At 63.8% G+C, this 23,405-nt stretch carries 21 protein-coding genes; 9 read left to right on the forward strand and 12 right to left on the reverse strand.

Annotation, left to right across the window (positions count from 1 at the left end):
* Positions 1-3 precede the first annotated feature (3 nt).
* The 8 genes from BG457_RS17710 to mnmA form a co-directional block, all read right to left on the reverse strand.
* Positions 4-948, reverse strand: coding sequence for a hypothetical protein (locus BG457_RS17710; protein WP_071799017.1), 945 nt, complete (start codon positions 946-948; stop codon positions 4-6).
* 100 nt (positions 949-1,048) lie between these two features.
* Positions 1,049-1,720: an orotate phosphoribosyltransferase gene (locus BG457_RS17715; protein WP_071799019.1), complete on the reverse strand. Its 672-nt coding sequence runs from the start codon at positions 1,718-1,720 to the stop codon at positions 1,049-1,051.
* 73 nt (positions 1,721-1,793) lie between these two features.
* Positions 1,794-2,843, reverse strand: coding sequence for a dihydroorotase (gene pyrC, locus BG457_RS17720; protein ID WP_071799021.1), 1,050 nt, complete (start codon positions 2,841-2,843; stop codon positions 1,794-1,796).
* A 48-nt stretch (positions 2,844-2,891) separates the two neighbouring features.
* Positions 2,892-3,830 (reverse strand): hypothetical protein, encoded by a 939-nt coding sequence (locus BG457_RS17725; protein WP_071799023.1) that lies wholly within the window; start codon positions 3,828-3,830, stop codon positions 2,892-2,894.
* A 222-nt stretch (positions 3,831-4,052) separates the two neighbouring features.
* Positions 4,053-4,886: a 16S rRNA (adenine(1518)-N(6)/adenine(1519)-N(6))-dimethyltransferase RsmA gene (rsmA, locus tag BG457_RS17730; RefSeq protein WP_071799025.1), complete on the reverse strand. Its 834-nt coding sequence runs from the start codon at positions 4,884-4,886 to the stop codon at positions 4,053-4,055.
* Positions 4,883-5,851 carry a 4-hydroxythreonine-4-phosphate dehydrogenase PdxA gene (gene pdxA / locus BG457_RS17735; RefSeq protein ID WP_071799028.1) on the reverse strand — a complete coding sequence of 323 codons (969 nt, stop codon included), beginning with the start codon at positions 5,849-5,851 and terminating at the stop codon, positions 4,883-4,885. Before pdxA ends, rsmA begins: the two co-directional genes overlap by 4 nt.
* Before the next feature lie 23 nt (positions 5,852-5,874).
* Positions 5,875-6,375 (reverse strand): DUF2059 domain-containing protein, encoded by a 501-nt coding sequence (locus tag BG457_RS17740; protein WP_175546825.1) that lies wholly within the window; start codon positions 6,373-6,375, stop codon positions 5,875-5,877.
* Between the two features lie 122 nt (positions 6,376-6,497).
* A complete protein-coding gene (gene mnmA / locus BG457_RS17745; RefSeq protein WP_071799029.1) occupies positions 6,498-7,637 on the reverse strand; it encodes a tRNA 2-thiouridine(34) synthase MnmA in 1,140 nt (379 codons plus the stop codon).
* A gap of 144 nt (positions 7,638-7,781) precedes the next feature.
* Here mnmA and sciP point away from each other — a divergent pair, with 144 nt between their 5' ends.
* The 6 genes from sciP to gluQRS all read left to right on the forward strand — a co-directional run bounded on the left by sciP (position 7,782) and on the right by gluQRS (position 15,712).
* Positions 7,782-8,060 (forward strand): CtrA inhibitor SciP, encoded by a 279-nt coding sequence (sciP, locus tag BG457_RS17750; RefSeq protein ID WP_071799031.1) that lies wholly within the window; start codon positions 7,782-7,784, stop codon positions 8,058-8,060.
* Between the two features lie 87 nt (positions 8,061-8,147).
* Positions 8,148-8,864 (forward strand): response regulator transcription factor CtrA, encoded by a 717-nt coding sequence (gene ctrA, locus BG457_RS17755; protein ID WP_071799034.1) that lies wholly within the window; start codon positions 8,148-8,150, stop codon positions 8,862-8,864.
* A gap of 151 nt (positions 8,865-9,015) precedes the next feature.
* The gene (gene ligA / locus BG457_RS17760; protein WP_084657727.1) at positions 9,016-11,091 is read left to right on the forward strand and encodes an NAD-dependent DNA ligase LigA; all 2,076 of its coding nucleotides are present in this window, start codon (positions 9,016-9,018) and stop codon (positions 11,089-11,091) included.
* 1 nt (position 11,092) lies between these two features.
* Positions 11,093-13,183, forward strand: coding sequence for an ATP-dependent DNA helicase RecG (gene recG, locus BG457_RS17765; RefSeq protein ID WP_071799038.1), 2,091 nt, complete (start codon positions 11,093-11,095; stop codon positions 13,181-13,183).
* Positions 13,184-13,521: 338 nt separating this feature from the next.
* Positions 13,522-14,868 carry a methylenetetrahydrofolate--tRNA-(uracil(54)-C(5))-methyltransferase (FADH(2)-oxidizing) TrmFO gene (gene trmFO, locus BG457_RS17770; RefSeq protein ID WP_071799297.1) on the forward strand — a complete coding sequence of 449 codons (1,347 nt, stop codon included), beginning with the start codon at positions 13,522-13,524 and terminating at the stop codon, positions 14,866-14,868.
* Positions 14,858-15,712 carry a tRNA glutamyl-Q(34) synthetase GluQRS gene (gene gluQRS / locus BG457_RS17775; RefSeq protein WP_071799040.1) on the forward strand — a complete coding sequence of 285 codons (855 nt, stop codon included), beginning with the start codon at positions 14,858-14,860 and terminating at the stop codon, positions 15,710-15,712. The genes trmFO and gluQRS overlap by 11 nt, the downstream gene beginning before the upstream one ends.
* Here the strand turns inward: gluQRS and hisI are convergent.
* Positions 15,690-16,052: a phosphoribosyl-AMP cyclohydrolase gene (gene hisI / locus BG457_RS17780; protein ID WP_071799041.1), complete on the reverse strand. Its 363-nt coding sequence runs from the start codon at positions 16,050-16,052 to the stop codon at positions 15,690-15,692. The two genes, gluQRS and hisI, sit on opposite strands and share 23 nt — an antisense overlap.
* Before the next feature lie 60 nt (positions 16,053-16,112).
* Between hisI and BG457_RS17785 the strand changes: the two genes are divergently transcribed.
* On the forward strand, positions 16,113-16,571 hold the full coding sequence (locus tag BG457_RS17785) for an iron-sulfur cluster assembly scaffold protein (protein WP_071799043.1): 459 nt from the start codon (positions 16,113-16,115) through the stop codon (positions 16,569-16,571).
* Positions 16,572-16,638: 67 nt separating this feature from the next.
* Entirely contained in the window at positions 16,639-18,426 is a 1,788-nt protein-coding gene (locus tag BG457_RS17790; RefSeq protein ID WP_071799045.1) for an acetate/propionate family kinase, read from the forward strand.
* 200 nt (positions 18,427-18,626) lie between these two features.
* Here the strand turns inward: BG457_RS17790 and BG457_RS17795 are convergent, their stop codons facing one another.
* The 3 genes from BG457_RS17795 to purB all read right to left on the reverse strand — a co-directional run bounded on the left by BG457_RS17795 (position 18,627) and on the right by purB (position 21,389).
* Positions 18,627-19,721 carry a FliG C-terminal domain-containing protein gene (locus tag BG457_RS17795; RefSeq protein ID WP_175546826.1) on the reverse strand — a complete coding sequence of 365 codons (1,095 nt, stop codon included), beginning with the start codon at positions 19,719-19,721 and terminating at the stop codon, positions 18,627-18,629.
* 135 nt (positions 19,722-19,856) lie between these two features.
* On the reverse strand, positions 19,857-20,015 hold the full coding sequence (locus BG457_RS20365; RefSeq protein ID WP_175546827.1) for a hypothetical protein: 159 nt from the start codon (positions 20,013-20,015) through the stop codon (positions 19,857-19,859).
* A 72-nt stretch (positions 20,016-20,087) separates the two neighbouring features.
* Entirely contained in the window at positions 20,088-21,389 is a 1,302-nt protein-coding gene (gene purB / locus BG457_RS17800) for an adenylosuccinate lyase (protein WP_071799047.1), read from the reverse strand.
* Between the two features lie 214 nt (positions 21,390-21,603).
* On the opposite strand from purB, the gene BG457_RS17805 reads away from it, so the two are divergent.
* Positions 21,604-23,364, forward strand: coding sequence for a SulP family inorganic anion transporter (locus tag BG457_RS17805; RefSeq protein ID WP_084657707.1), 1,761 nt, complete (start codon positions 21,604-21,606; stop codon positions 23,362-23,364).
* The last annotated feature ends 41 nt before the right edge of the window (positions 23,365-23,405 follow it).

The following is a 23,405-nucleotide window of genomic DNA, read 5'->3' on the forward strand; positions in this document are numbered from 1 at the left end:
AGCTCAATCCTGCGGGCCTTGGGCTGGTTGCTCCCGGGAGCGACGAAGCGCTACGAGAACATATTCGAGCACGGCGGGCCGCCCTGCTTTTTCAGCCGAACGCCTTGAGGTGAGGTTCAGTCTGTCAATCGTGCCGATCAGCAATCTGTCCTGATTGGCTGTTTGTCCAGCGGCCCAGGCCATTTGCGCCTGTGCCGCGAAACCGTGACCGGTGAAAGCCGTCTCTACGACCTCTTCCGCGACCTCATCGCCTTCGATCCATTCCACCCCGCCGCGCCGCACCGCGAGGAGGCCGACGCGCTGCGAAACCTCGTTCGCATGCGCCATCATTGCGCGCAACTCCCCTCTGCTGTGCCAATCCGCCAGATCCGCGGCAGCGGCAGGCGACAGGTTGCGCCCCAGATCGGGCGCGGTTTGGGCCACATCTTCATAGCGCTTTTTGACCATGATGACGGCATCTTCCACGCGCTCGAAGGGCGCCAGGTGAACCTTGCCATCCGGACACTGCATCTGGTCGTAGCGCGCGGCATGTATGCTCATGTCAAGCTGCGCGGTAGATACAGGCCGGTATCCGGGGGCGGCAATGATGCGCATGGCGCTGGGGGAAAAGTCCTTCCATTCCTGCTCTACTGTGTCGCGCAAATCCTTAATGTCTGCGAGAGTATGCGAGACAATCTCAACAAAGGGTCGCGTGATGTCGCCACCACGGAAGCGTATCCCGCCAAGGATTGTTCCTGCCCGAGTTCGGATGAGGCGGTGATTGAAATCCGCCTGCGCCACACCCGGAAGCGCGATGTGATCGCTGAAGCGTCTGGCGAAGCCGGGATCATCGATGCGTTCGAATTGTTCTTGCAGCCAGCGCTTCAGGCTACGGGTGCCCATTTCGCCAAAGAGACGTTCGGCCAGCAAGGCTTGGGGATTGAGAGACGGCCAATCATGCAGGTTCATGCCCGCGTTCTTGCATCAATCCCAGGGCTGGTCAAACAGGTGCGCTATCTGCGCATCCTCGCAATGCGCCGCCCGGCGACGGGCGGCGCGCTGAGGTTCCTTACTGCCCCGCGCCCCATTCGCGTGGCGCGCGCAGAAATGCCTCGACGGCATCCAGCGTCTCGGTGTCGAAATCGCCGCCGCGCCGGGCCTCGGCCAGCACGTCCCACCAGGTGCAGAGGTAATGCAGCATCACCCCATGCTCGGCCAGACGCGGCTCGGTCTCGGGGAAGATGCCGTAATAGAAGATCACCGCCGTATGCGCACATTCCGCGCCGGTTTCGCGGATCGCATCGACGAAGCTGAGCTTCGATCCGCCATCCGTGGTCAGGTCTTCCACCAGCAGCACGCGCTGGCCCTCGGACATCGCCCCCTCGATACGCGCATTGCGCCCATAGCCTTTGGGCTTCTTGCGCACATAGGTCATGGGCAGCGCCATGCGCTCGGCGACCAGCGCGGCGAAGGGGATGCCTGCCGTCTCGCCACCGGCGATATTGTCGAAAGCTTCGAAACCCGCATCTTCCAGTACCCGGCAGGTGAGGAAATCCATCAGGCTTGATCGGATGCGCGGGAAGCTGATCAGCTTGCGGCAATCGATATAGGTCGGTGCCTTGAGCCCGCTGGCAAAGGTAAACGGCTCGGAAGCGTTGAAATGCACGGCCTTGATGTCCAGCAGCATCCGCGCGGTCAGGCGGGCGACAGTGGCGCGGTCGGGATAGGTGGCGGGGATCATGGCTGTCCTTTCGGGCGTCGGGTCTGTGAGCGGGCGGAGTATTGAGTATTTTTGGCAAGAAAATGCAGAAGGTTCAGGAGGTGGCTTCTTGTCTGACCTGCCAGTAAAGTGGGAAGCCGGGATCGAAAACCGTGACCTGCCCTGCGCCGGTCTCGATCTTGGCGGGGTAGGTGACAGGCTCGGGGGTCTTCTCCAGCGTGATCGTCGCGCTGTTCACCGGCAGGCGGTAGAAGCCGGGACCATTGCGCGAGGCAAACCCTTCGAGCTTGTCCAGAGCACCTGCTTCCTCGAAGATCTGGGCCAGAATGGACATGGTGTTCGTGGCCGTGAAACAGCCCGCGCAACCGCAGGCCGATTCCTTCGCGTCATCCGCATGCGGCGCCGAATCCGTGCCAAGGAAAAACCGCGCATCGCCCGAGGTCGCGGCCTGAACCAGCGCCAGCCGATGCGCCTCGCGCTTGGCGACCGGCAGGCAGTAGTAATGCGGCTTGATCCCGCCGACCAGAATATGATTGCGGTTGATCACCAGATGATGCGTGGTGATCGTGGCGCCCAGATCCGCGGGCTGGCTTTGCACATAGGCCACGGCCTCTGATGTGGTGATATGTTCCATCACCACCCGCAGCCCCGGTGTTTTCCTGCGGATCGGGTCCAGCACACGGTCGATGAAGACGGCCTCACGGTCGAAGATATCCACCGCATGATCGGTGACTTCGCCATGGGTGCAAAGCGGAATGCCCGCTTCGGCCATCGCCTCCAGCACGGCGCGCACGCGGTCGAAATCGCGCACGCCAGAGGCTGAATTGGTCGTGGCCCCTGCCGGATAGAGCTTGACCGCCGTGATGATCCCCGCCTTATGCGCGGCGACCACATCGGCCGGATCCGTGGCCTCGGTCAGATAAAGCGTCATCAGGGGCGTGAAGCCTGTGCCTGTCACCGCAAGGATACGGTCGCGATAGGCGGCGGCCTGCGCCCCCGTCACCACGGGCGGCACAAGGTTGGGCATGATGATCGCGCGGGCGAAATGGCGCGCGCTCTCGGGCGCAATTCCGGCCAGCATCGCGCCATCGCGCAGATGCAGATGCCAGTCATCGGGGCGGGGCAGGGTCAGGCTCTGGGTCATGCCCTTCCCTATACGGAAAAGTGCTGCGCTTTCCAGCCCGGAATTGCCCTATTCCGGCGCCTCTGCGAGGGTTTTCTCGACACGCTTCAGCCGCTTGCGCATTCCCTTGCTGTCGCGCAGCGCCAGCGCATGGCGCGCGGCAATGGCGGTCAGCGTTGGGTGATCGCTTTTGACCGCGCGCTTGACCAGCGAGCGCAGATAGTCGGGATCCCCGCGCCGCTTGCGCATCAGATCGTGAAACCGCGCAGGCGTCAGCCGCCCGCGCATCGCCGCCTCGATCAGTGTATCCAGCACACCGAAACGGTGCAGTGCGGCGGCGGTATTCTCTGCGCCCAGCACCGGGCTGCGCAGCATGGTCACGAAGGGGCGCCGGAACAGCGTCGCATGCATCGCATCCAGATGATTGCCGGGGTCATAGACAACAAAGGCGTTGCGCGCCCCCTCCAGCATGGCCGGAGCGAAACCGAAACGCGTGCGGAAATCGAATCGCCTTTGCGTATGAAACCGCGTCTCCCACGGCGCGATTTCCGGGTCGAGCGTGGCCTGAGGCGCAATCGCCAGCACGCTCGCCCCCGGCGCCGCCAGCGAGAAAGTCGCAGCGGCATAGCCGCACATGCCCGCGCCATAGAAGACCACGCGCTTGAAGCTCTCGAAGAACCCCGCATCGATCTGGCTGTCGAAGAAATCGAGGACTTCGGCATCCCGATACCAGCGCGGCGCGCGCGCAAGCAACATCAGCGCGCTCCAGCCATGACGATCGGCGATCTGCAGGCCCAGCGGCCGATGACCGGGCTGCATGGCGCGGATCTCGGGCAGGGATTCGAATGTCACCAGCAGCGTGTCATTGCCCTCGATGAAGCAGCCGAAATGATGCACCCCCAGCGGCATGAAGGCGCCGCGCTCATCCGCGATCTCGTCCAGACGTGCCAGCCATTCGGGATCGGTTCGGGCTGTGGCGAGATTGATCTCATCGGCGGTTTCGAGCATGGGTCTTTCCGGATGGCTGGCGTCAGTCTCGGCGCGTGAGAAAGATGTCCGCAATATAGAGGTTAACTCTGCATTAGCCTACGCATCCCTGTGGTTTTCACAAGAATAGGTCGGGCCGGATTGCTCTGGCAGAGCGCAAAAGCGCTCCGCATGCGGCAGCAGCGTTTCGAGAAAGCACTTAATGCGCGCGACCCGCACAGATTGCTGCCTTGCGAGAAAAAATCAGCCCGCGATCGCCCGCGCCAGCCTGCACCACGCCTCAAGCCCGATCTCCTCGGCCCGCGCGGTGGGGGCGATGCCGCTTTGCTCCAGCAGCGCCTCGATCTGCGGATGCTGCCCTTTCAGCGAGGCGCGCAGCATCTTGCGCCGCTGGTTGAACCCGGCGGCGACCAGCCGTTCCAGCACGCGTGCATCGGCCGGATAGCGCGGTTCTTGCAGCCGCGTGATATGCACCACGCTGGAGCTGACCTTGGGCGGCGGCGTGAATGCCTCGGGCGGCAGATGCAGCGCGATCTTTGCATCCGCCCGCCATTGCACCATCAGCGCGAGCCGCCCGTAAGCTTTCGATCCCGGTTTCGCCACGATCCGCTCGGCCACCTCGCGCTGGAACATCAGCGTCAGGCTGTCCCAATAGGGCGGCCACTGATCAGGCGTCATCCAGCGGATCAGAAGTTCCGTGCCGACATTATAGGGCAGATTCGAGACGATCTTGATCGGCGGGGTCAGATGGGCAAGCGCATCCACCGCCAGCGCATCGCCCTCGATCACCTCCAGCCGCCCCGGATAGGCCGCTGCGATCTCGGCCAGCGCAGGCAGGCAGCGCGCATCCTTCTCGATGGCCAGCACCCGCCGCGCGCCCTCGGCCAGCAGCCCGCGTGTCAGCCCGCCCGGACCGGGGCCGACTTCCAGCACATCCGTGCCCGAGAGATCCCCCGCGACCCGCGCAATTCGCGCCGTCAGGTTCAGATCCAGCAGGAAATTCTGCCCGAAACTCTTTTTCGCGCGCAGATCATGGGCGCGGATTACCTCGCGCAAAGGGGGCAAATTGTCGATCATCTGCGCGCGATAGCCATGTCCTGCGCCATGTTCAAGGCCGCGATCAGGGAGGTCGCATCCGCCAGCCCCTTGCCCGCAATTCCGTAAGCCGTGCCATGATCGGGCGAGGTGCGGATGAAGGGCAGGCCCAGCGTCACATTCACCCCGCCTGCGAAATCAATCGTCTTGATCGGGATCAGCGCCTGATCGTGATACATGCAGATGGCAACATCATATCGGGCGCGCGCACCGGCATGAAACATGGTATCCGCGGGCAGGGGGCCGTCAATCGCCCAGCCCTCAGCGCGCAGCCGCTCCAGAACCGGGGTGATCACCTCGATCTCCTCGCGCCCCATCACGCCCGCCTCGCCCGCATGCGGGTTCAGCCCGGCGACGGCAATCCGTGGCGCGGCAATCCCGAAATCCCGCATCAGCCCCGCCCGCGTGATCCGCAGGCATTGCTCCAGACCCCCGGCGGTCAGCGCGCGCGGCACCTGCGCCAGCGGAATATGGATCGTCGCGGGCACCACCCGCAGCCCCTCGCAGGCCAGCATCATCACCACCGGCACGCCGCCTGCCAGATCGGCCAGAAATTCGGTATGGCCCGGAAAGCCGAATCCCGCGCCCGATTTCAGCGCCGCCTTGTTGATGGGGCAGGTCACAACACCCGACGCCGCCCCCGCCTGCACCAGCCCCACGGCGCGCGCGATCACCTCGACAACCGCCCCGGCATTGGCCGGATCGGGCTGGCCCGCGATGGCGGCTGCGGGAAAGTCATGCCTGAGTACGGGCAGGACCGCGCCCGGAACATCTGCGGCGTCGCTGACAGACGTGATTTCAACCCATTCGGCCCCATCCGGCAGATGCGCCGGATCGCCGAGCCAGACAAAGCGGGGCGCGCCGGCCAAACAGGCTTTGACGGCGATTTCCGGGCCGATCCCGGAAGGGTCGCCACTGCTCATCACCAGAATATTCTGTGCGGTCATGCCGTCTCCTGTTCCGGGTTGGCTCAGTACAGAATCCGCATCAGCTGCGGCATGATAATCTGCATGTTTTCCTGCATTACCATGATCGTCTGCGGCATCTGTGCCTCGACCACCTGCGGCAGTTTCTGCATGACTGACCGGCCCAACTCGGTGCGGTAGAATTCATTGAGCGCTTCAAGCTCGCTCAGAGAGAAGAGATCTGCCATAAGCTCATCCTGGGAACGCAGCATATCGATCATCGGCTCTGACATGACTTCGAGATAGAGCGCTTCGACCTGCGCTTCCTGTTCAGGAGTTACCTGCTGGCCACCGCTACGCACCTGATCGAGCACCGGGCGATACATCGCGCGCATCATCGCGGGCACGTCCAGATCCTCCAGCGTGACCGCAACATAGGCGCGCGCAACGGCCAGTCGCGCCTCGCGCTCAGGGTCGGCCTGCGCGGTGAGGGGGAAGAGCAGCAACATATACCCAGCCAGCGCGGCAAGCAGTCGGGTCGGCGATTTCGGGGCAGGGGCAGACATGGGCATCCTTTTCATGATCTCGGGCCTTTCATGATCTCGGGCATTCCAGCAATGCCCCGCTGTCAGCCTGGCGCCAGCGCATTTACCGGCAAAGGCTTTTGCGGCTCCGCGTCCCGTCCAGGCTAGCGCCCTTTCCAGATCCAGCCGCCGCCAAAGACGCGGCTGCCCTCTGGCGCATAAAACACGCAGGCCTGTCCCGGACTGACCCCTTCCTCGGGGGTCAGCAATTCGACCTCGGCTTCGGTCTCGGACAAGGGCCGGACCAGCGCCGGGGCCGGCGGGCGGGTCGAGCGCAGCTTGACCGACAATTCCCATTCCGGGCGCCCGGTGAAGGGTTCATCCCCCAGCCAGTTGATCTCGCGCACCGGCACAGTGCGCGTGGCCAGCGCCGCTTTCGGCCCGACGATCACTCGGCGCGTTTCCGGGTCCAGCCGCACGACATACAAGGGCTCTGACAGCCCCCCGATCCCCAGGCCCCGGCGCTGGCCGATCGTGTAATGGATGATGCCCTCATGCGCGCCCAGAACGCGGCCAGCCATATCAACAATCTCGCCCGGATCCGCAGCACCGGGGCGCAGCTTCTCGATCACGCGGGCATAGTCGCCATCGGGCACGAAACAGATATCCTGACTGTCGGGCTTGTCGGCCACGCTCAGGCCATGCTGCGCCGCCAGCGCCCGTGTCTCGGCCTTGGTGGCCAGATGACCGAGCGGGAAGCGCAGGAAGTCCAGTTGCTCGCGCGTCGTCGAGAACAGGAAATAGCTCTGGTCGCGCACCGGATCCGCCGCGCGGTGCAATTCGGCCCCGGCAGGACCGACCTTGCGCTGGATATAATGCCCGGTCGCCATGCAATCCGCGCCCAGATCGCGTGCGGTTTCCAAGAGGTCGCGAAATTTCACCCGCTCGTTGCAGCGGATACAGGGCACAGGGGTCGCGCCCGCCAGATAGGCATCGGCGAATTCGTCGATCACCGACTCGCGGAAATGCGATTCATAATCCAGCACATAATGCGGGAAACCCATCTCTTCGGCCACGCGGCGCGCATCGTGGATATCGCGGCCCGCGCAGCAGGCGCCTTTCTTCGCCAGCGCCGCGCCATGATCATAAAGCTGCAGCGTCACCCCCACCACATCATAGCCTTCGCGCGCCAGTTCCGCAGCGACCACCGAACTGTCCACGCCGCCCGACATGGCCACGACGACCCGCGTTTCGGCAGGCGGCTTGGCGATCCCAAGCGAATTGAGGGGGGTATCATAGGGCATTGCGCAGGCTTTCCGTGAATTCCGAAGAAATATAGGAAAATGCAATCTATTCACAAGGGCTGATCAAGGCCACGGTCAACCCCGAATTAATACCCTCGCGCGATCCTGCCCGCATCCTGGGATGGGTGAAGGAGGAAGAATGCGATGTATATCAAACGTGTGGATGGCCCTCGGGCCGTAACACTGGCGGATGGGACCGTGCTGACACTCGCCGATCTGCCGCCCAAGGACACGCGACGCTGGGTCGCCAGCCGCAAGGCGCTGGTCATCCGCGCTGTCGAAGCCGGGCTTTTATCACGAAAAGCCGCGCTGGAACGCTACGCGCTGTCGGATGAAGAGTTCGATCTGTGGCACAAGGCGGTCACAGAACATGGGGTCGATGCACTCAAGGTAACATCCTTGCAGAAATACAGACAACTTTAGATTGTTTTTTTCTCTGATTAATGCACGGTAACGAGGAGTTAACTTTTCTACATGAAACTGCGTTAACGGCGATAAAGGAGAAGCTGGATGCGTGTCTTGCTTGTTGAAGATGATCCGAACACGTCCCGAAGCATCGAACTGATGCTAACCCATTCAAACTTCAATGTCTATTGCACCGATATGGGTGAGGATGCGATCGAACTCAGCAAGCTTTACGACTATGATCTGATTCTGCTTGACCTTAATCTGCCGGATATGGCGGGGCTGGATGTGCTGCGCCAGATCCGGATGGCGCGTGTTGACACACCGATTCTGATCCTGACCGGCGAATCAGACACGGACACCAAGCTGCGCGGTTTCGGCCACGGGGCGGATGACTATCTGACCAAGCCCTTTCACCGCGATGAACTGGTGGCACGCATCCATGCCATCATCCGCCGCAGCCAGGGCCATTCCCAATCCGTCATCCGCACGGGCTGCATCGCGGTCAATCTCGATGCCAAATCGGTCGAGGTGGATGGCCAGACCGTGCATCTGACCGGCAAGGAATATCAGATGCTCGAACTCCTGAGCCTGCGCAAGGGCACGACCCTGACCAAGGAGATGTTCCTCAACCATCTCTATGGCGGCATGGATGAGCCGGAACTGAAGATCATCGATGTGTTCATCTGCAAGCTGCGCAAGAAACTGGCCGAAGCAACCGGGGGCGAGAATTATATCGATACGGTCTGGGGGCGCGGCTATGTGCTGCGCGACCCTGTGCTTGCTCAGGGCAGCATCCCGAGAAGCGCGCTTTCCGCCTGACCGCGTAATGTCTTTGCACTGGACCTGTGGCACGCGCGCACCTATCACTTGGGCCTGATTTTCGGGCAATAGCAGGGTCTCGGGCGTGGAAAAGGGGAACAGGGCCGACGCGGCAGAAGCCGCATATGATGTGGCGGAACTTGATGCGGCCATGGCCGAACGGGAACTGGCGCGGCTGGCCGGGATCCTGAGTCGCGCCAATGACGCCTATCACCGCGAGGATGCGCCGATCCTGTCGGATGCGGAATTCGATGCGCTGCGCCAGCGCAATGCTGCCATCGAGGCGCGTTTTCCCCAGCTTGTGCGGGACGACAGCCCCAGCGCCTTCCTCGGCGCCGCCCCTGCCGAGGGTTTCGGCAAGATCCGCCATGCACGGCGGATGCTGTCGCTGTCCAATGCCTTCACCGAGGAAGATGTCACCGATTTCGTGGCAGGCATCCGCCGCTTCCTCAATCTTGGCCCCGACCGTCCGCTTGCGCTGACGGCAGAGCCGAAGATCGACGGGTTGTCGCTGTCCCTGCGCTATGAAAACGGCAGGCTTTTGCATGCCGCGACGCGCGGGGATGGCGAGACCGGCGAGGATGTGACCGCCAATGTCCGCACTATGGCCGAGATCCCGCAAAGCCTGGCGGGCGCGCCGACCATTCTGGAAGTGCGCGGCGAGGTCTATATGTCCCATGCCGATTTCGCGGCGCTGAATACCCGGCAGGCCGAAAACGGGGCCAAGATATTCGCCAATCCGCGCAACGCCGCCGCCGGATCGCTGCGCCAGCTTGACCCGGAGATCACCCGCGCGCGGCCTTTGCGTTTCTTCGCCTATGCCTGGGGCGAGACCTCCGCGCCGCTGGCTGACACGCAGTCCGGGGCGATTGCCCGGCTGCGCGCGCTTGGCTTTCCGACCAACCCGCTGTTTTGCCGCTGCGACACGGTTCCAGAACTGCTGGCCACCTATGCCGGGATCGAGGCGCAGCGCGCCAGCCTTGGCTATGATATTGATGGCGTGGTCTACAAGCTCGATGATCTGGCCTATCAGGACCGGCTCGGCCTGCGCTCGACCACGCCGCGCTGGGCCATCGCACATAAATTCCCCGCCGAACTGGCCTGGACCCAGTTGGAGGGTATCGACATTCAGGTCGGGCGCACCGGCGCGCTCAGCCCGGTTGCGCGGCTCAAACCCGTCACCGTGGGCGGGGTCGTTGTATCCAACGCCACGCTGCATAATGAAGATTACATCGCGGGGCGCGATTCGCGCGGAACGCCCATCCGCGAGGGGCGCGATATTCGTGTGGGCGACTGGGTGCAGGTTTACCGCGCGGGCGATGTGATCCCGAAAATCCGCGATCTGGATCCCGCGCGCCGCCCCGACACGGCCATCCCCTGGCAGATGCCCGATCATTGCCCCGAATGCGGCAGCCCGGCCATCCGCGAACCCGGCGATTCGGTGCGCCGCTGCACCGGAGGCATGATCTGCCCGGCGCAGGCGGTCGAGCGGCTCAAGCATTTCGTCAGCCGCGCCGCCTTCGATATCGAAGGTCTGGGCGCGAAGCAGGTCGAAAGCTTCTGGCGCGATGGCTGGATCGCCAGCCCCAGGGATATTTTCACCCTCAAGGAGCGTTTCGGCCCCGGCCAGCCCCGGCAGTTGAAAAACCGCGAGGGCTGGGGCGAGAAATCGGCGCAGAACCTGTTTGACGCCATCGACGAGAAGCGCCGCATCCCGCTGGCGCGGCTCATTTTCGCGCTGGGGATCCGCCATGTGGGCGAAACCTCGGGCGGGATGCTGGCCACGCATTATGGCAGTTGGGACGCCTTCCGTTCGGCCATGTCCGACGCGCAAGACTCTGAAAGCGCTGCCTATGCCGAACTGATCTCGATTGACGGGGTGGGGCCGGTCATGGCGCAATCGCTGCTCACCAGCTTTCAGGCCGAAGCGGCGGAGATCGACGCGCTCGCCGCCATGCTCGACATCCAGCCCGCCGAGGCGCGCGCGACCGACAGCCCGGTGGCGGGCAAGACAGTCGTCTTCACCGGCACGCTGGAACGCATGACCCGCGCCGAAGCCAAGGCGCGCGCCGAGGCGCTGGGGGCCAAGGTCGCGGGCTCGGTTTCCGCCAAGACGGATCTGCTGATCGCGGGACCGGGCGCGGGCAGCAAGGCGAAGAAAGCCGCCGATCTGGGGGTCGAGGTCATTGACGAAGATCAGTGGCTGGCCCTGATCGGGGCGTCCTGACATGGCCAGCCGCCCCGAAATCCTGTTCCCGCTTTTCGCGGGGCTGGAGACACTGGACGGGGTTGGCCCGAAAACAGCGAAGAATTTCAATTCCTTGCAGATCGAAACCCCGCGCGATCTGCTGTTTCACCTGCCGCTGAACCTGATCGACCGCTCCCGCCGCCCCTCGATCCGGGGGTTGGATTTCCCCGCCATCGCCACGGTCGAGGTGACCATCGGCGCGCATCAGCCGCCGCGCATGCGCGGGCGTCCCTACCGTGTGCAGGTGCGCGACGAATTGACGGAGTTTCAGCTGGTATTCTTCCATGCGCGCGGCGATTACCTGCAGAAACTGCTGCCGACCGGGGCGCGGCGGCTGGTCTCGGGCAAGGTCGAATTGTTCGACGGGATCGCGCAGATGCCCCATCCCGACCATATCCTGCGCCCCGAGGAGGCCGCCGAGCTGCCGCGCACTGAGGCCGTCTATGGCCTGAGCGCCGGTGTCAGTGCGAAACTGATGGCCAAGGCCATCGGCGGCGCGATCACCCGCGCGCCCGCGCTTGCGGAATGGATCGACCCTGGTTTGATGGCCCGCGAAGGCTGGCCCGACTGGCGCGCCGCCATCACACAGGCCCATGCCCCTGAAACCCTTGGCGATCTGGCGGCGACGGCTCCGGCGCGCGCGCGTCTGGCCTATGACGAACTCTTGGCGCATCAACTGACCCTTGCGCTGGCCCGCGCGCGGGCGCGGCGCAAACCGGGGCGCGAAAGCTGTGGCACGGGCGTCCTGCAGGCCCGTGTTCTGGCGGCGCTCGATTACAGCCCGACCGCTGCCCAGACCCGCGCCATCGCGGAAATCGCCGGGGATATGGCCAGCCCCCGGCGCATGAACCGGCTGTTGCAGGGCGATGTCGGCGCGGGCAAGACGCTGGTTGCGCTGATGGCGCTGCTGATCGCGGTCGAGGCAGGCGGGCAGGGCGTGATGATGGCACCTACCGAAATCCTTGCCCGCCAGCATCTTGAAAGCCTGAGCCCACTGGCGCGGGCTGCGGGCGTGGAAATCGCCTTGCTGACCGGGCGCGACAAAGGGGTCGAGCGCGCCGAGAAACTGGCCGCGCTGGCCGAGGGGCGCATTCAGATCGTACTGGGTACTCATGCGGTGTTCCAGAAGGGCGTCGAATTTCATGACCTGCGGCTTGCCGTGATCGACGAGCAACACCGTTTCGGCGTGGCGCAACGGGCCGCACTCGCCGAAAAGGGTGCGGGCGTCGATATGCTGGTCATGACCGCAACCCCCATCCCGCGTTCGCTTGCGCTTGCGCAATACGGGGATATGGATGTGTCGGTTCTGGATGAAAAACCCCCCGGTCGGCAGCCGGTGCAGACCGCGCTTGTCTCGACCGCGCGGCTGACGGAAGTGATCGATCATCTGCGCCGCGCCATTGCCGAGGGGCGTCAGGCCTATTGGGTCTGCCCGCTGGTCGAGGAATCCGAAGCCAGCCCCCTGACCGCTGCACAGGCGCGTTTTGATCATCTGCGCGCCGCTCTGGGCGAGGGCGTGGTGGGGCTGGTGCATGGCCAGCTACCGCCCGCCGAGAAAGACGCCGCCATGGCGCGGTTCATCGCGGGCGAGACCAAGCTGCTGGTCGCCACCACGGTCATTGAGGTGGGCGTGAATGTTCCCAATGCCTCGATCATGGTGATCGAGCGCGCCGAGAGTTTCGGGCTGGCCCAGCTTCACCAGTTGCGCGGGCGCGTCGGGCGCGGGGCGGCGGCCTCGACCTGCCTGCTGGTCTATGAACCGCCCTTGGGCGAAACGGCGGCCCGCCGCCTGAAACTTTTGCGCGATACCGAGGACGGCTTCCGCATCGCCGAAGAGGATATGGCCATTCGTGGCGCGGGCGATCTGATCGGCACCGCGCAATCCGGGCTGCCCCGGTTCCGCGTCGCCGATCTGGAACGCCAGGCCGGGCTGATGGCGGTCGCGCAATCGGATGCGCGCAAATTGCTGGCAGATGACCCCGATCTGACCAGCACGCGCGGGCAGGCGGCGCGGGTGCTTTTGTGGCTGATGGAACAGGACAAGGCGATTCGCTACCTCTCGGTCGGGTAAGGTTTCGACATTATGCATCACATGTTCTTAAAAAGTTCTTGATCGAATCGAGAACATATGAGAACAAAGTGACAACATAAGCGATGGAGGATCCCATGACGCCGAATACACGCCCCGAGTTCTGGTCCGATCTGGCCGGTGCGCTTGCGCTGGCAGTTCTGGTGGTCGTGACGCTTCATCTGCCGCTTCTTGCCTGACGCCTGCGGGTCAGCCTGCCTCTCATTGCCTGCTCTCTGACCCTTGACTGCCGCCGCGCCCCCAGGCGTGGCGGTTTTTTCATGGCATTTGCCAAAACCCGGCTTTGGGCTTATCTCGGCGCCAAAAGGAAAGGGCGCGTCATGACACAGGAACTCCATATCATCGGCGGCGGTATGGCCGGGTCCGAAGCCGCATGGCAGGCCGCGCATATGGGGGTGCAGGTTGTCATCCATGAAATGCGCCCCACACGCGGCACTTTCGCGCATCAGACGGATCATCTGGCGGAAATGGTCTGCTCGAACTCCTTCCGCTCGGATGATGATGAACAGAATGCTGTGGGCCTCTTGCATTGGGAAATGCGCGCGGCGGGCGGGCTGATCATGCAGATGGCCGACCGTCATGCCCTGCCTGCGGGCGGCGCGCTGGCCGTGGATCGCGATGCCTTTGCGCAGGCTGTGACCGAAACCCTGCTGGCGCTGCCGAATGTGCGGCTGGATCGCGGCGAGATCCCGGATCTGCCGCAGGATGGACAATGGATCATCGCCACCGGGCCTTTGACTTCGGATGCGCTGGGGCAGGCGATCTCGCGCGAGACGGGGGCCGAGGCGCTGGCCTTTTTCGACGCGATCGCACCCATCGTCTATTTCGACAGTATCGACATGTCGCAGGCCTGGTTCCAGTCGCGCTATGACAAGGGCGAGACCGAGGCCGAGCAGAAAGCCTATCTGAACTGCCCGATGACGCGCGAGCAATACGAGGCCTTCATCGACGCGCTGCTGGCCGCCGACAAGACCGAGTTCCACGAGGGTGAGTCAGCGGGCTATTTCGACGGCTGCCTGCCCATCGAGGTCATGGCCGAGCGCGGGCGCGAGACCCTGCGCCATGGGCCGATGAAACCCGTGGGCCTGACCAACCCGCATGCGCCGGAGCGCAAACCCTATGCGGTGGTGCAACTGCGCCGCGACAATGCCTTGGGGACGCTCTATAATATCGTGGGCTTCCAGACCAAGATGAAGTATGGCGCGCAAGCTGCTGTTTTCAAGATGATTCCGGGTCTGGAGAATGCCTCTTTCGCGCGGCTTGGCGGGATTCACCGCAACACATTCCTGAATTCGCCGACACTTCTGGACGACCATCTGCGTCTACGCTCAAAACCCCATATCCGTTTTGCAGGCCAGATCACCGGGGTGGAGGGCTATGTCGAATCCGCGGCGATGGGGCTGTTGGCCGGGCGTCTGGCGGCGGCCGAGATCCTGGGCCAGCCCGCCAGCCCGCCGCCGCGTGACACCGCGATGGGGGCGCTTGTGCATCACATTACCGGCGGGGCCGAGGCCAAGAGTTTTCAGCCGATGAATGTGAATTTCGGGCTGTTCCCGCCGATTGACGCCAAGGGCGGTCGCCGTGGCCGCCGCGACCGCTACAAAGCCTATACGGACCGCGCGAAAGCCGCTTTCATGGACTGGCTGGGCCAGCGCGATGCCGCCTGAACCTGTCACGCGCTTCGCGCCATCGCCCACTGGCCCCTTGCATCTGGGCCATGCCTATGCCGCGCTGATCGCGGCGGAGCGCGCCGGGGCAGGGCGGTTTCTGCTCAGGATCGAGGATATCGACCAGAGCCGTTGCCGCCCGGAATGGGAGGCGCAGATTTACGAGGATCTGACATGGCTTGGCCTGCGCTGGGAAAGCCCGGTGATGCGCCAATCCGAGCGGCTCCCGGTCTATCGCGCCGCGCTTGAGCAGCTTGCCGCGCAGGGGCTGATCTATCCCTGCCGCTGCACCCGCGCCGATATCCGCGCGGCCCTCAGCGCGCCACAGGAAGGGGCGCCGCTTGGGCCGGATGGCGTGACCTATCCCGGCACCTGCCGCGCGCGGCCCATGTCGGATGCCGGGCGCGAAGATGCGCTGCGCCTGAATATGGGCGCGGCGCTGGCGCATGTCGGCGCGCTGGGGTTCATGGAGAACGGGCCGGTGCATCCGGGCCATCACCGGCTCGACCGCGACTGGCTGTGCGATGTGGCGGGCGATGTGGTGCTCGCGCGGCGCGACATGGGCACCAGCTATCACTTGTCGGTTGTTCTGGATGACGCCGCGCAGGGCATCACCGAAGTGACCCGTGGCGCCGATTTGTTCGAGGCCACTCCGATCCATGTTCTGCTTCAGGCATTGCTTCAACTTCCGGCGCCAAGCTATTATCATCACGACCTTATTCGCGATGAGCATGGCAAGCGTCTGGCCAAGCGAGACGATGCGCGCGCGATTGCGCTTTACCGCGCGGAGGGGATGACGCCGGGCCGCTTGCGCCAGATGCTCACTCAGCCAGTGGCGTCATGATCTCGACCTCGCGCCCGTCGCGCAGCGCCGTGTAAAAGCAGGAGCGCCGGTTGGTGTGGCAGGCCGGCCCCGTCTGATCGACCAGCACCAGCAGGCAATCGCGGTCACAATCGAGCCGCATCTCGACCAGTTTCTGCACATGGCCAGAGCTTTCGCCCTTCACCCAGAAGGATTGGCGCGAGCGCGACCAATAGGTGACGCGGCCTGTCGCCAGCGTCTGGGCGACGGCATCCGCGTTCATCCAAGCCATCATCAGCACCTCGCCCGTCGCATGATCCTGCGCAATCGCCGGGATCAGACCTTTTTCATCATATCGCAGGCTTTGCGGATCGAATGTCATGGGCTATGTCCTGTGTTGAGCGCGCTGCCTAGCGCATCACGATGCCGAGGGGAAGCCACCATGGCCGAGAATGCTGACCTGATCAAACTCTATTCCGGGCGAATCCTCGCGCTGGCGGCCGAGATCCCGCATCACGCCCGGCTGGAGGCGCCGCAGTTCAGCGTCAAGCGCCGTTCGCCGCTATGCGGCTCGACCGTGACGGTCGATCTGGACATGGCGGATGGTCGCGTCACGCGTTTCGGGCAGGATGTGAAAGCCTGCGCGCTGGGGCAGGCGGCGGCGGCACTTCTGGGGCAGGTCGTGCTGGGGCGCAGTGCCACCGAGCTGGCGCAGGCGCGTGACCAGCTGCGCGCCATGCTGACTGCAGGGGGGCCAGTGCCGGAGGCGCCCTTTGACGGGTTCGAGGTGCTCTTGCCTGCGCGGGAGTATCGCAACCGCCATGCCTCGATCCTGCTTGCATTGGAGGCAGCGGCTGAAGCCAGCGCCATGGCCGGTGGCATAAGCGCGCACGCGCCCTGAGAGCGCTTGCCTCTGGCCAGGGGCTGTTGCAGGCTATGCGCGAGACCCGCCCTGCAAGGAGCCTGACATGCGCATTCTGGTGTTCAATGCCGGCAGTTCCTCGCTGAAATTCGGAGTGTTCGAGATCACGCCGGGGGCAACGCTGGATACGGCCCGCCACTGTCTGAAAGGCAGTTTCGAACGCTTTTCGCCGCAGGGGTGCCGCCTGACCCTGAACGGGATCGCGCAGGATGCCGCTGCGTGCGATCTGGGCACAGCCGCGCGGGCCGTGCCGGATCTGTTGCGCGGGGCAGGGATCACGGATCTGCAGGCGATCGGGCACCGCGTGGCGCATGGCGGCAGTCTCTTCACGGGTCCGACTTTGCTGGATGACGTGACCATCCGGCAACTGGAGGGGCTGACGCCGCTCGCGCCCTTGCACAACCCGGCCAATCTGGATGTGATTGCACTGGCCCGCAGCGTCTGGCTCGATCTGCCGCAATGGGGCGTGTTCGACACCAGTTTCCATCTGACCAATCCGGCCCGCGCAACCACTTATGCCGTGCCGGAAGCCTGGCGCGCGGCAGGTTTGCGACGATTCGGCTTTCACGGCACATCGCATAAATATGTCGCGCAGCGCACGGCAGAGGCATTGGGCCAGCCGCTTCGATCCTTGCGGATCATCAGCCTGCATCTGGGCAACGGGGCCAGCGCCTGCGCGATCTCGCGCGGCGAGAGTCTGGACAGTTCGATGGGCATGACACCGCTGGAGGGGCTGGTCATGGGCACGCGCTCGGGTGATGTCGATCCGGGCCTGTTCGGATTTCTGTCGCGCGAAATGGGGCTGGATCTGGCCGCGATCGAGGCCGCGCTTTATAGCGAGAGCGGGTTGAAGGGGCTGACCGGGGTTTCTGACATGCGCGATGTCGAGGCCCGCGCGGCGCAGGGCGAGGCTGCAGCGCAACTGGCGATCAATATCTATGCCTACCGCGCGCGCAAATATATCGGGGCCTATGCGGCGGCAATGGGTGGGCTGGACGCGCTGGTCTTTACCGGCGGGATCGGCGAGAACTCGCCCTCGATGCGGCGGCGCATTTGCGACGGGCTGGATTTCCTTGGCATCCGGCTGGACCACGACCGCAATCAGGCCGTCGATCTGGCGGACCGGGCGGCGCCGCAGATTCAGGCCTATGGTGCGCGGGTCGATGTGCTGGTCACCGAAACCGCTGAACAGTTGATGATCGCGCGCGAGGTCGCCGAGGCGATGGCGGCGCGCGAACCGGCCTGTCTGCGCATCCCCGTCGCGGTTTCGGCGCGGCATGTGCATCTGTCGCGCGCCACTGTCGATGCGCTGTTCGGCCCCGGTTATGAGCTGACCCCCGACAAGCCCCTGCGGCAGAAAGGGCATTGGGCAGCGCGCGAGCGCGTCACCCTGCAGGGGCCAAAGGGCGAGATTGCGCAGGTCGCGATCCTCGGGCCGCTGCGGCCCCGGACCCAGATCGAGATTTCGCGTACCGACGGGTTTGCGCTGGGGCTGGACGCGCCGGTGCGCCAGAGCGGCGATCTGGAGGGCACGCCGCGCGTGCGCCTGACCGGGCCTGCCGGATATCAGGACAGCGACGGGCTGATCGTCGCGGCGCGGCATATCCATATGAACAGCCATGACGCAAGCGCGGCGGGGATTTCGGATGGCGAGATCGTGCAGGTCACGATGGACGAGACCGGGCGGGGCCTGACTTTTTCTGGGGTGCTGGTGCGCGTCAGTGACGCGGCCTTCACCGAAATGCATATCGACACGGACGAAGCCAATGCCGCCGGGATCGAGGGGGCGAGTGCAGGCGAGATCCGGCTGGTATGTGCCGTGAAAACGGTCTGAGGGCGCGCGTTGCCGCGCGATGATCTGTTGCGGCGCAATCCTTGAAAAAGATTTCAATTCAATGGGTAATCGCGCGTCTTGTAGTTTTCCGCGAAAGTCATTCAGTGCCCGCAAGACATATCCTGTCACCCGACGGCCCCATGTCACCAGCGCGTGCTGCAATCCGGATGCGATCTCCGGCATATGACGGGCGCGCGGTCTCACAGCACGACCGGGGCGAGGGTGATAGTCCCGGAATCTGCCAGCCGCCGGACAAGCGCGGTCAGTCGCATCACCGCCGCCTCATAGTCGCGCGGGTCCGGCGGGGGCAGAATAACGGCATCCTCGCGCAATGTGTCGGCCAGGCGTTTCGACATGTTCTCCAGCAGGAAGGTGATGGTGAGCTGATCACCCTCTTGTTGCGCGGCTATGATCTGCATCAGATCGTCCGATCCGGCCTCGCGCATGACCATGGGCACATCGCGCGTGGCCAGCCGGGCGGGGATATCCTGAAAGGTGAAGAGCGCCTTGCGTATCCGCACCGCATAGTCCTGATCCGCGCGTTCGACATCGCGCAGAAGCTGGTCGCGCAGCGCGGCGGGCGAGACATTGAGGATCTCGCCCATGCGTCGGCTGGGTGGCGCGGCAAAAGCGCGGCTGGGTCTGGCACCGAGTTGTTCGGCCAGTGACGCACCGATCCGCGCGACGGTTTCGGGCGCGATATCTTCGGTGCGCGACAGGCTGAGGGCGAGGGATTGCGCGTCCTCAGAGGGCAGCTTCATGAGGATCTGCGCGGCCTTGTCAGTGCTGATCTTTGACAGGAGCACCGCGCTGATCAGGGGCGATTCCTGTCCGATCAGGCCCAGCAGATCCGCGATTTCGGCCTGTTCGATCATCACCCAGGGATCACCCAGCCCTTGCCCGCGCGCGAGCGTGCGCAGGGTCTGGCTGGCGCGGGCATCCAGCTTGCCATCCAGCAGTGACAGGGCATCTTCCAGCCCGTCAGGAAAGGACAGGCCCACCTGTTCCAGCATCTCGACAAATTCCTCGACCACGGCGCACATGGTCGCGCGATCCACCAGTCGCATCGTGCCCAGCGTCTGTGCAAGCTGTGATTGCAGCTCATGGGGCAGGGCGGCGATGGGGGCGTCCAGCCCTTCGGCCAGAAGCAGCCGCACGATGATCGCGGTCTTTTGCGCGCCGCTCAGGTGATCGGCGCGCGCACTGTCGGAGGGCCGCGGCGACGCGGCGGTCCCCGAAACCGCCCCGCCCATGCGTGATGCGGACACCATCAGCTGTTGATCTGCGCCAGTCATGCCGTGATCCTGAACCATCCCAGTCATGTGCTGCAGAATCGCGCAAAACCTTCAACAAAGCGTTTAGCCCAGGGTGCCAGGCAACAAAAAACGCGCCACGGAACAGGCCGTGGCGCGCTGCGATTTCGGTCCGACTCAGCTGCTGACCGGCTCGATGCAGGTCATCGTGTCGGCGTCATAGACCTGCCCCTCGGCGCAGGCCGATGCCGTGTCATGGCGCGTCCCGCACATGGCCGAGGCAAGGGCAGGGGTCAGACCAAGCACCAATGCAGCGAGGGCAATCTTCAGTTTCATGCGAACACTCCTTCTGCGGTGATCAGCAAGGATAGCACGATTCTTGCAAAATCAACGCTGCAGAGGTCATTTTCAGGCGAAAACCCGCGCAAAAATCGTCTCGACATGTTTGGTGTGATAATCGAGATCAAATTTTGCGCGGATCGCGTCTTCGCTCAGCGCCGCGCGCACATCCGTGTCGCCCAGCAATTCCTCAAGGAAATCAGCACCTTTCTCCCAGACCTTCATGGCGTTGCGCTGGACCAGCGTATAAGCATCCTCGCGCGACACCCCGGCCTGGGTCAGCGCCAGAAGCACGCGCTGCGAATGGATCAGGCCGCGGAACTTGTTCATGTTGGTGATCATGTTGTCGGGATAGACCACCAGCTTGTCGATCACACCGGTCAGCCGTGCCAGCGCGAAATCGAGCGTCACCGTCGCATCCGGGCCGATCATCCGCTCGACCGAGCTATGCGAGATATCGCGTTCATGCCAGAGCGCCACATTTTCCATGGCAGGCACGACCGCCATGCGCACCAGCCGCGCAAGGCCCGTCAGGTTCTCGGTCAGAACCGGATTGCGCTTGTGGGGCATGGCGCTGGAGCCTTTCTGACCTTTCGAGAAAAACTCTTCGGCCTCAAGGACTTCGGTGCGCTGCATGTGGCGGATTTCAATGGCGATATTCTCGATGGAGGAGGCAATCACCCCCAGCGTGGCGAAGAACATCGCATGACGGTCGCGCGGAATGACCTGGGTGCTGATCGGCTCAGGTTCCAGACCCAGTTGCGCACAGACATGCGCCTCGACGCTCGGGTCGATATTGGCGAAAGTGCCGACGGCACCCGAAATCGCGCCTGTCGCCACTTCGGCCCGTGCCGCCAGCAGCCGGTCGCGGTTGCGCTTCATCTCGGCATAGAAACGCGCCAGCGTCAGGCCCATGGTCGTGGGCTCGGCGTGAATCCCGTGGCTGCGGCCCATGCGGATGGTGAATTTATGCTCCAGTGCACGACGCTTCAGCGCCTCCAGCAGCGCGTCCATATCGGCCAGAAGCAGATCGGCCGCGCGCACAAGCTGCACATTGAAGGTGGTGTCCAGCACATCGGAACTGGTCATGCCCTGATGCACGAAACGCGCTTCCTCATTGCCGATGATCTCTGCCAGATGGGTCAGAAAGGCGATGACGTCATGTTTGGTGACGGCCTCGATCTCGTCAATGCGGGCGACGTTGAATTCGGCATCCTTGGCTTTCCAGACCGCTTTGGCGCTGGCCTCGGGGATCACGCCGAGTTTGGCTTGCGCATCGCAGGCATGGGCTTCAATCTCGTACCAGATGCGGAATTTCGTCTCGGGCGACCAGATGGCAACCATTTCAGGGCGGGAATAGCGCGGGATCATGAGCGCGGCTTTCTTGGCTTGGGACAGGTTAAGCGCGTCATAACGTCGGGTGCGACGGGCTTCAAGTCATCCGACCATATCCTTATTTAACATAATACTGATTATGAGATATCTGGATGCATCACACATATTCAAGACTTGCAATATTTAATAACGTCCGTATATAGGCGAGCAAACCGACACCCTGCCCAATCTCCCTTTGCGAGGCTCGTGCATGCTCTCGAAATTCCTGCCCTTTCTGACTTGGGCCCGCCGTTATACCCGCGCTGATCTGGGCAATGACGTGATTGCAGCCCTTGTCGTGACGATCATGCTGATCCCGCAAGGCATGGCCTATGCGATGCTTGCGGGGCTTCCGGCACAGGCCGGGCTTTACGGCGCGATGCTGCCATTGGCTCTCTACGCGGTCTTCGGCTCGTCGCCCGCGCTGGCGGTTGGCCCTGTCGCTGTGGTCGCATTGATGACTGCGGCGGCTGCGGGCACAGTGGCAGAGATCGGCGCGCCGGGTTTTCATCTGGCCGCGCTCTGGATCGCGCTTCTGTCTGGCGGCATGATGCTTGCGCTGGGAGTGCTGCGGCTTGGATTTCTGGCGAATTTCCTCAGCCATCCGGTGATCTCGGGCTTCATCACAGCCGCAGGAATATTGATTGCCGCCAGTCAGTTACGCCACCTTCTTGGTGCGAATATCAGCGGAAAGACATTGCCCGAAGTCATCCCGTCACTGGCCGCGAATATCTCCGGCCTCTCTGTTCCGACCCTGCTGCTCTCGGCGCTGGTGCTGGCCTTTCTGTTCTGGTCGCGCACGGGCATGGCGAGATTGCTGGTACATCTGGGGATGTCTGCGCCGCTGGCGAAACTGCTGGCCAAAACCGCGCTTCTGGTCGCGGTTGTCGGCTCGACGCTGCTGGTCTGGGGGCTGGGCCTCGATCAACGCGGCGTGGCCATTGTCGGGGATATCCCGCGCGGCCTGCCGCCGCTTGGCCTGCCGGAATTCGATCTGTCGCTGATCCAGATACTCGCAGCCCCTGCGCTGATGATCGCGATCGTGGGCTATGTCGAATCCGTCTCGATCGCGCAGACGCTTGCGGCGAAGAAGCGCCAGTCCATCGACCCGGATCGCGAGTTGGTGGCGCTGGGGCTGGCGAATCTGGGTGCGGGTGTCAGTCAGGCCATGCCGGTCACGGGCGGATTGTCGCGCTCGATTGTCAATTACGATGCCGGGGCCGCGACGCCTGCTGCCGGGGCGATCACGGCGATTCTGATCGGTATCGCGGTACTCGCATTGACGCCGCTCATGTTCTATCTGCCGCGCGCCACGCTGGCCGCCATCATCATCGTGGCGGTGGTGTCGCTGCTGGATTTCCGCGCCCTGCCCCGCACCTGGGCCTATTCCCGCGCCGATGGGGCCGCCATGGCTGCCACAATGGCGGTGACGCTGCTGATCGGGGTCGAACAGGGTCTGCTGGCCGGTGTTGGCCTGTCGCTCTTTCTCTATCTCTTTCGCACCTCGCGCCCGCATATGGCCGTGGTGGGTCAGGTGCCGGGCACCGAGCATTTCCGCAATATCGCCCGTCACGCGGTCGTCACTGATCCGACCGTCTTCTCGATTCGCGTGGACGAGTCGCTCTATTTCCCGAATGCCCGCGCGCTCGAGGACCGGATCATGCAGGCGCTGGCCGACTCCCCGGATCTGCAGCATGTCGTGCTGCAATGCTCTGCGGTGAATTATATCGACGCCTCGGCGCTGGAGAGTCTGGAGGCGATCAATGACCGGCTGCGCGCGGCGGATGTGAAATTTCACCTCACCGAGGTCAAGGGGCCGGTGATGGACCAGCTTGAGCGCAGTCATTTCCTGCATGAGTTGACCGGAAAGCTCTATCTCACGCAATTCGACGCCATGAAATCACTGGCCCCGGATGTGACCGGACCCTGCCTTCAGGCCGCGCGCTGCGACTCGCGTCTGAGTGCCATCTGAGAGGAAAATCGTCGGCAAAGCGCCGCGCATCGCCCCAAGAC

It is taken from the genome of Natronohydrobacter thiooxidans (assembly GCF_001884735.1).
GTDB classification, from domain to species: Bacteria; Pseudomonadota; Alphaproteobacteria; order Rhodobacterales; family Rhodobacteraceae; genus Roseinatronobacter; species Roseinatronobacter thiooxidans_A.

What these genes read in the sequence shown, in the direction of transcription:
- BG457_RS17710 (WP_071799017.1), bottom strand. Translation starts at nt 948, where the DNA reads ATGAACCTGCATGATTGGCCGTCTCTCAATCCCCAAGCCTTGCTGGCC.
- BG457_RS17715 (WP_071799019.1), bottom strand. Translation starts at nt 1,720, where the DNA reads ATGATCCCCGCCACCTATCCCGACCGCGCCACTGTCGCCCGCCTGACC.
- pyrC (WP_071799021.1), bottom strand. Translation starts at nt 2,843, where the DNA reads ATGACCCAGAGCCTGACCCTGCCCCGCCCCGATGACTGGCATCTGCAT.
- BG457_RS17725 (WP_071799023.1), bottom strand. Translation starts at nt 3,830, where the DNA reads ATGCTCGAAACCGCCGATGAGATCAATCTCGCCACAGCCCGAACCGAT.
- rsmA (WP_071799025.1), bottom strand. Translation starts at nt 4,886, where the DNA reads ATGATCGACAATTTGCCCCCTTTGCGCGAGGTAATCCGCGCCCATGAT.
- pdxA (WP_071799028.1), bottom strand. Translation starts at nt 5,851, where the DNA reads ATGACCGCACAGAATATTCTGGTGATGAGCAGTGGCGACCCTTCCGGG.
- BG457_RS17740 (WP_175546825.1), bottom strand. Translation starts at nt 6,375, where the DNA reads ATGTCTGCCCCTGCCCCGAAATCGCCGACCCGACTGCTTGCCGCGCTG.
- mnmA (WP_071799029.1), bottom strand. Translation starts at nt 7,637, where the DNA reads ATGCCCTATGATACCCCCCTCAATTCGCTTGGGATCGCCAAGCCGCCT.
- sciP (WP_071799031.1), top strand. Translation starts at nt 7,782, where the DNA reads ATGTATATCAAACGTGTGGATGGCCCTCGGGCCGTAACACTGGCGGAT.
- ctrA (WP_071799034.1), top strand. Translation starts at nt 8,148, where the DNA reads ATGCGTGTCTTGCTTGTTGAAGATGATCCGAACACGTCCCGAAGCATC.
- ligA (WP_084657727.1), top strand. Translation starts at nt 9,016, where the DNA reads ATGGCCGAACGGGAACTGGCGCGGCTGGCCGGGATCCTGAGTCGCGCC.
- recG (WP_071799038.1), top strand. Translation starts at nt 11,093, where the DNA reads ATGGCCAGCCGCCCCGAAATCCTGTTCCCGCTTTTCGCGGGGCTGGAG.
- trmFO (WP_071799297.1), top strand. Translation starts at nt 13,522, where the DNA reads ATGACACAGGAACTCCATATCATCGGCGGCGGTATGGCCGGGTCCGAA.
- gluQRS (WP_071799040.1), top strand. Translation starts at nt 14,858, where the DNA reads ATGCCGCCTGAACCTGTCACGCGCTTCGCGCCATCGCCCACTGGCCCC.
- hisI (WP_071799041.1), bottom strand. Translation starts at nt 16,052, where the DNA reads ATGACATTCGATCCGCAAAGCCTGCGATATGATGAAAAAGGTCTGATC.
- BG457_RS17785 (WP_071799043.1), top strand. Translation starts at nt 16,113, where the DNA reads ATGGCCGAGAATGCTGACCTGATCAAACTCTATTCCGGGCGAATCCTC.
- BG457_RS17790 (WP_071799045.1), top strand. Translation starts at nt 16,639, where the DNA reads ATGCGCATTCTGGTGTTCAATGCCGGCAGTTCCTCGCTGAAATTCGGA.
- BG457_RS17795 (WP_175546826.1), bottom strand. Translation starts at nt 19,721, where the DNA reads ATGACTGGCGCAGATCAACAGCTGATGGTGTCCGCATCACGCATGGGC.
- BG457_RS20365 (WP_175546827.1), bottom strand. Translation starts at nt 20,015, where the DNA reads ATGAAACTGAAGATTGCCCTCGCTGCATTGGTGCTTGGTCTGACCCCT.
- purB (WP_071799047.1), bottom strand. Translation starts at nt 21,389, where the DNA reads ATGATCCCGCGCTATTCCCGCCCTGAAATGGTTGCCATCTGGTCGCCC.
- BG457_RS17805 (WP_084657707.1), top strand. Translation starts at nt 21,604, where the DNA reads ATGCTCTCGAAATTCCTGCCCTTTCTGACTTGGGCCCGCCGTTATACC.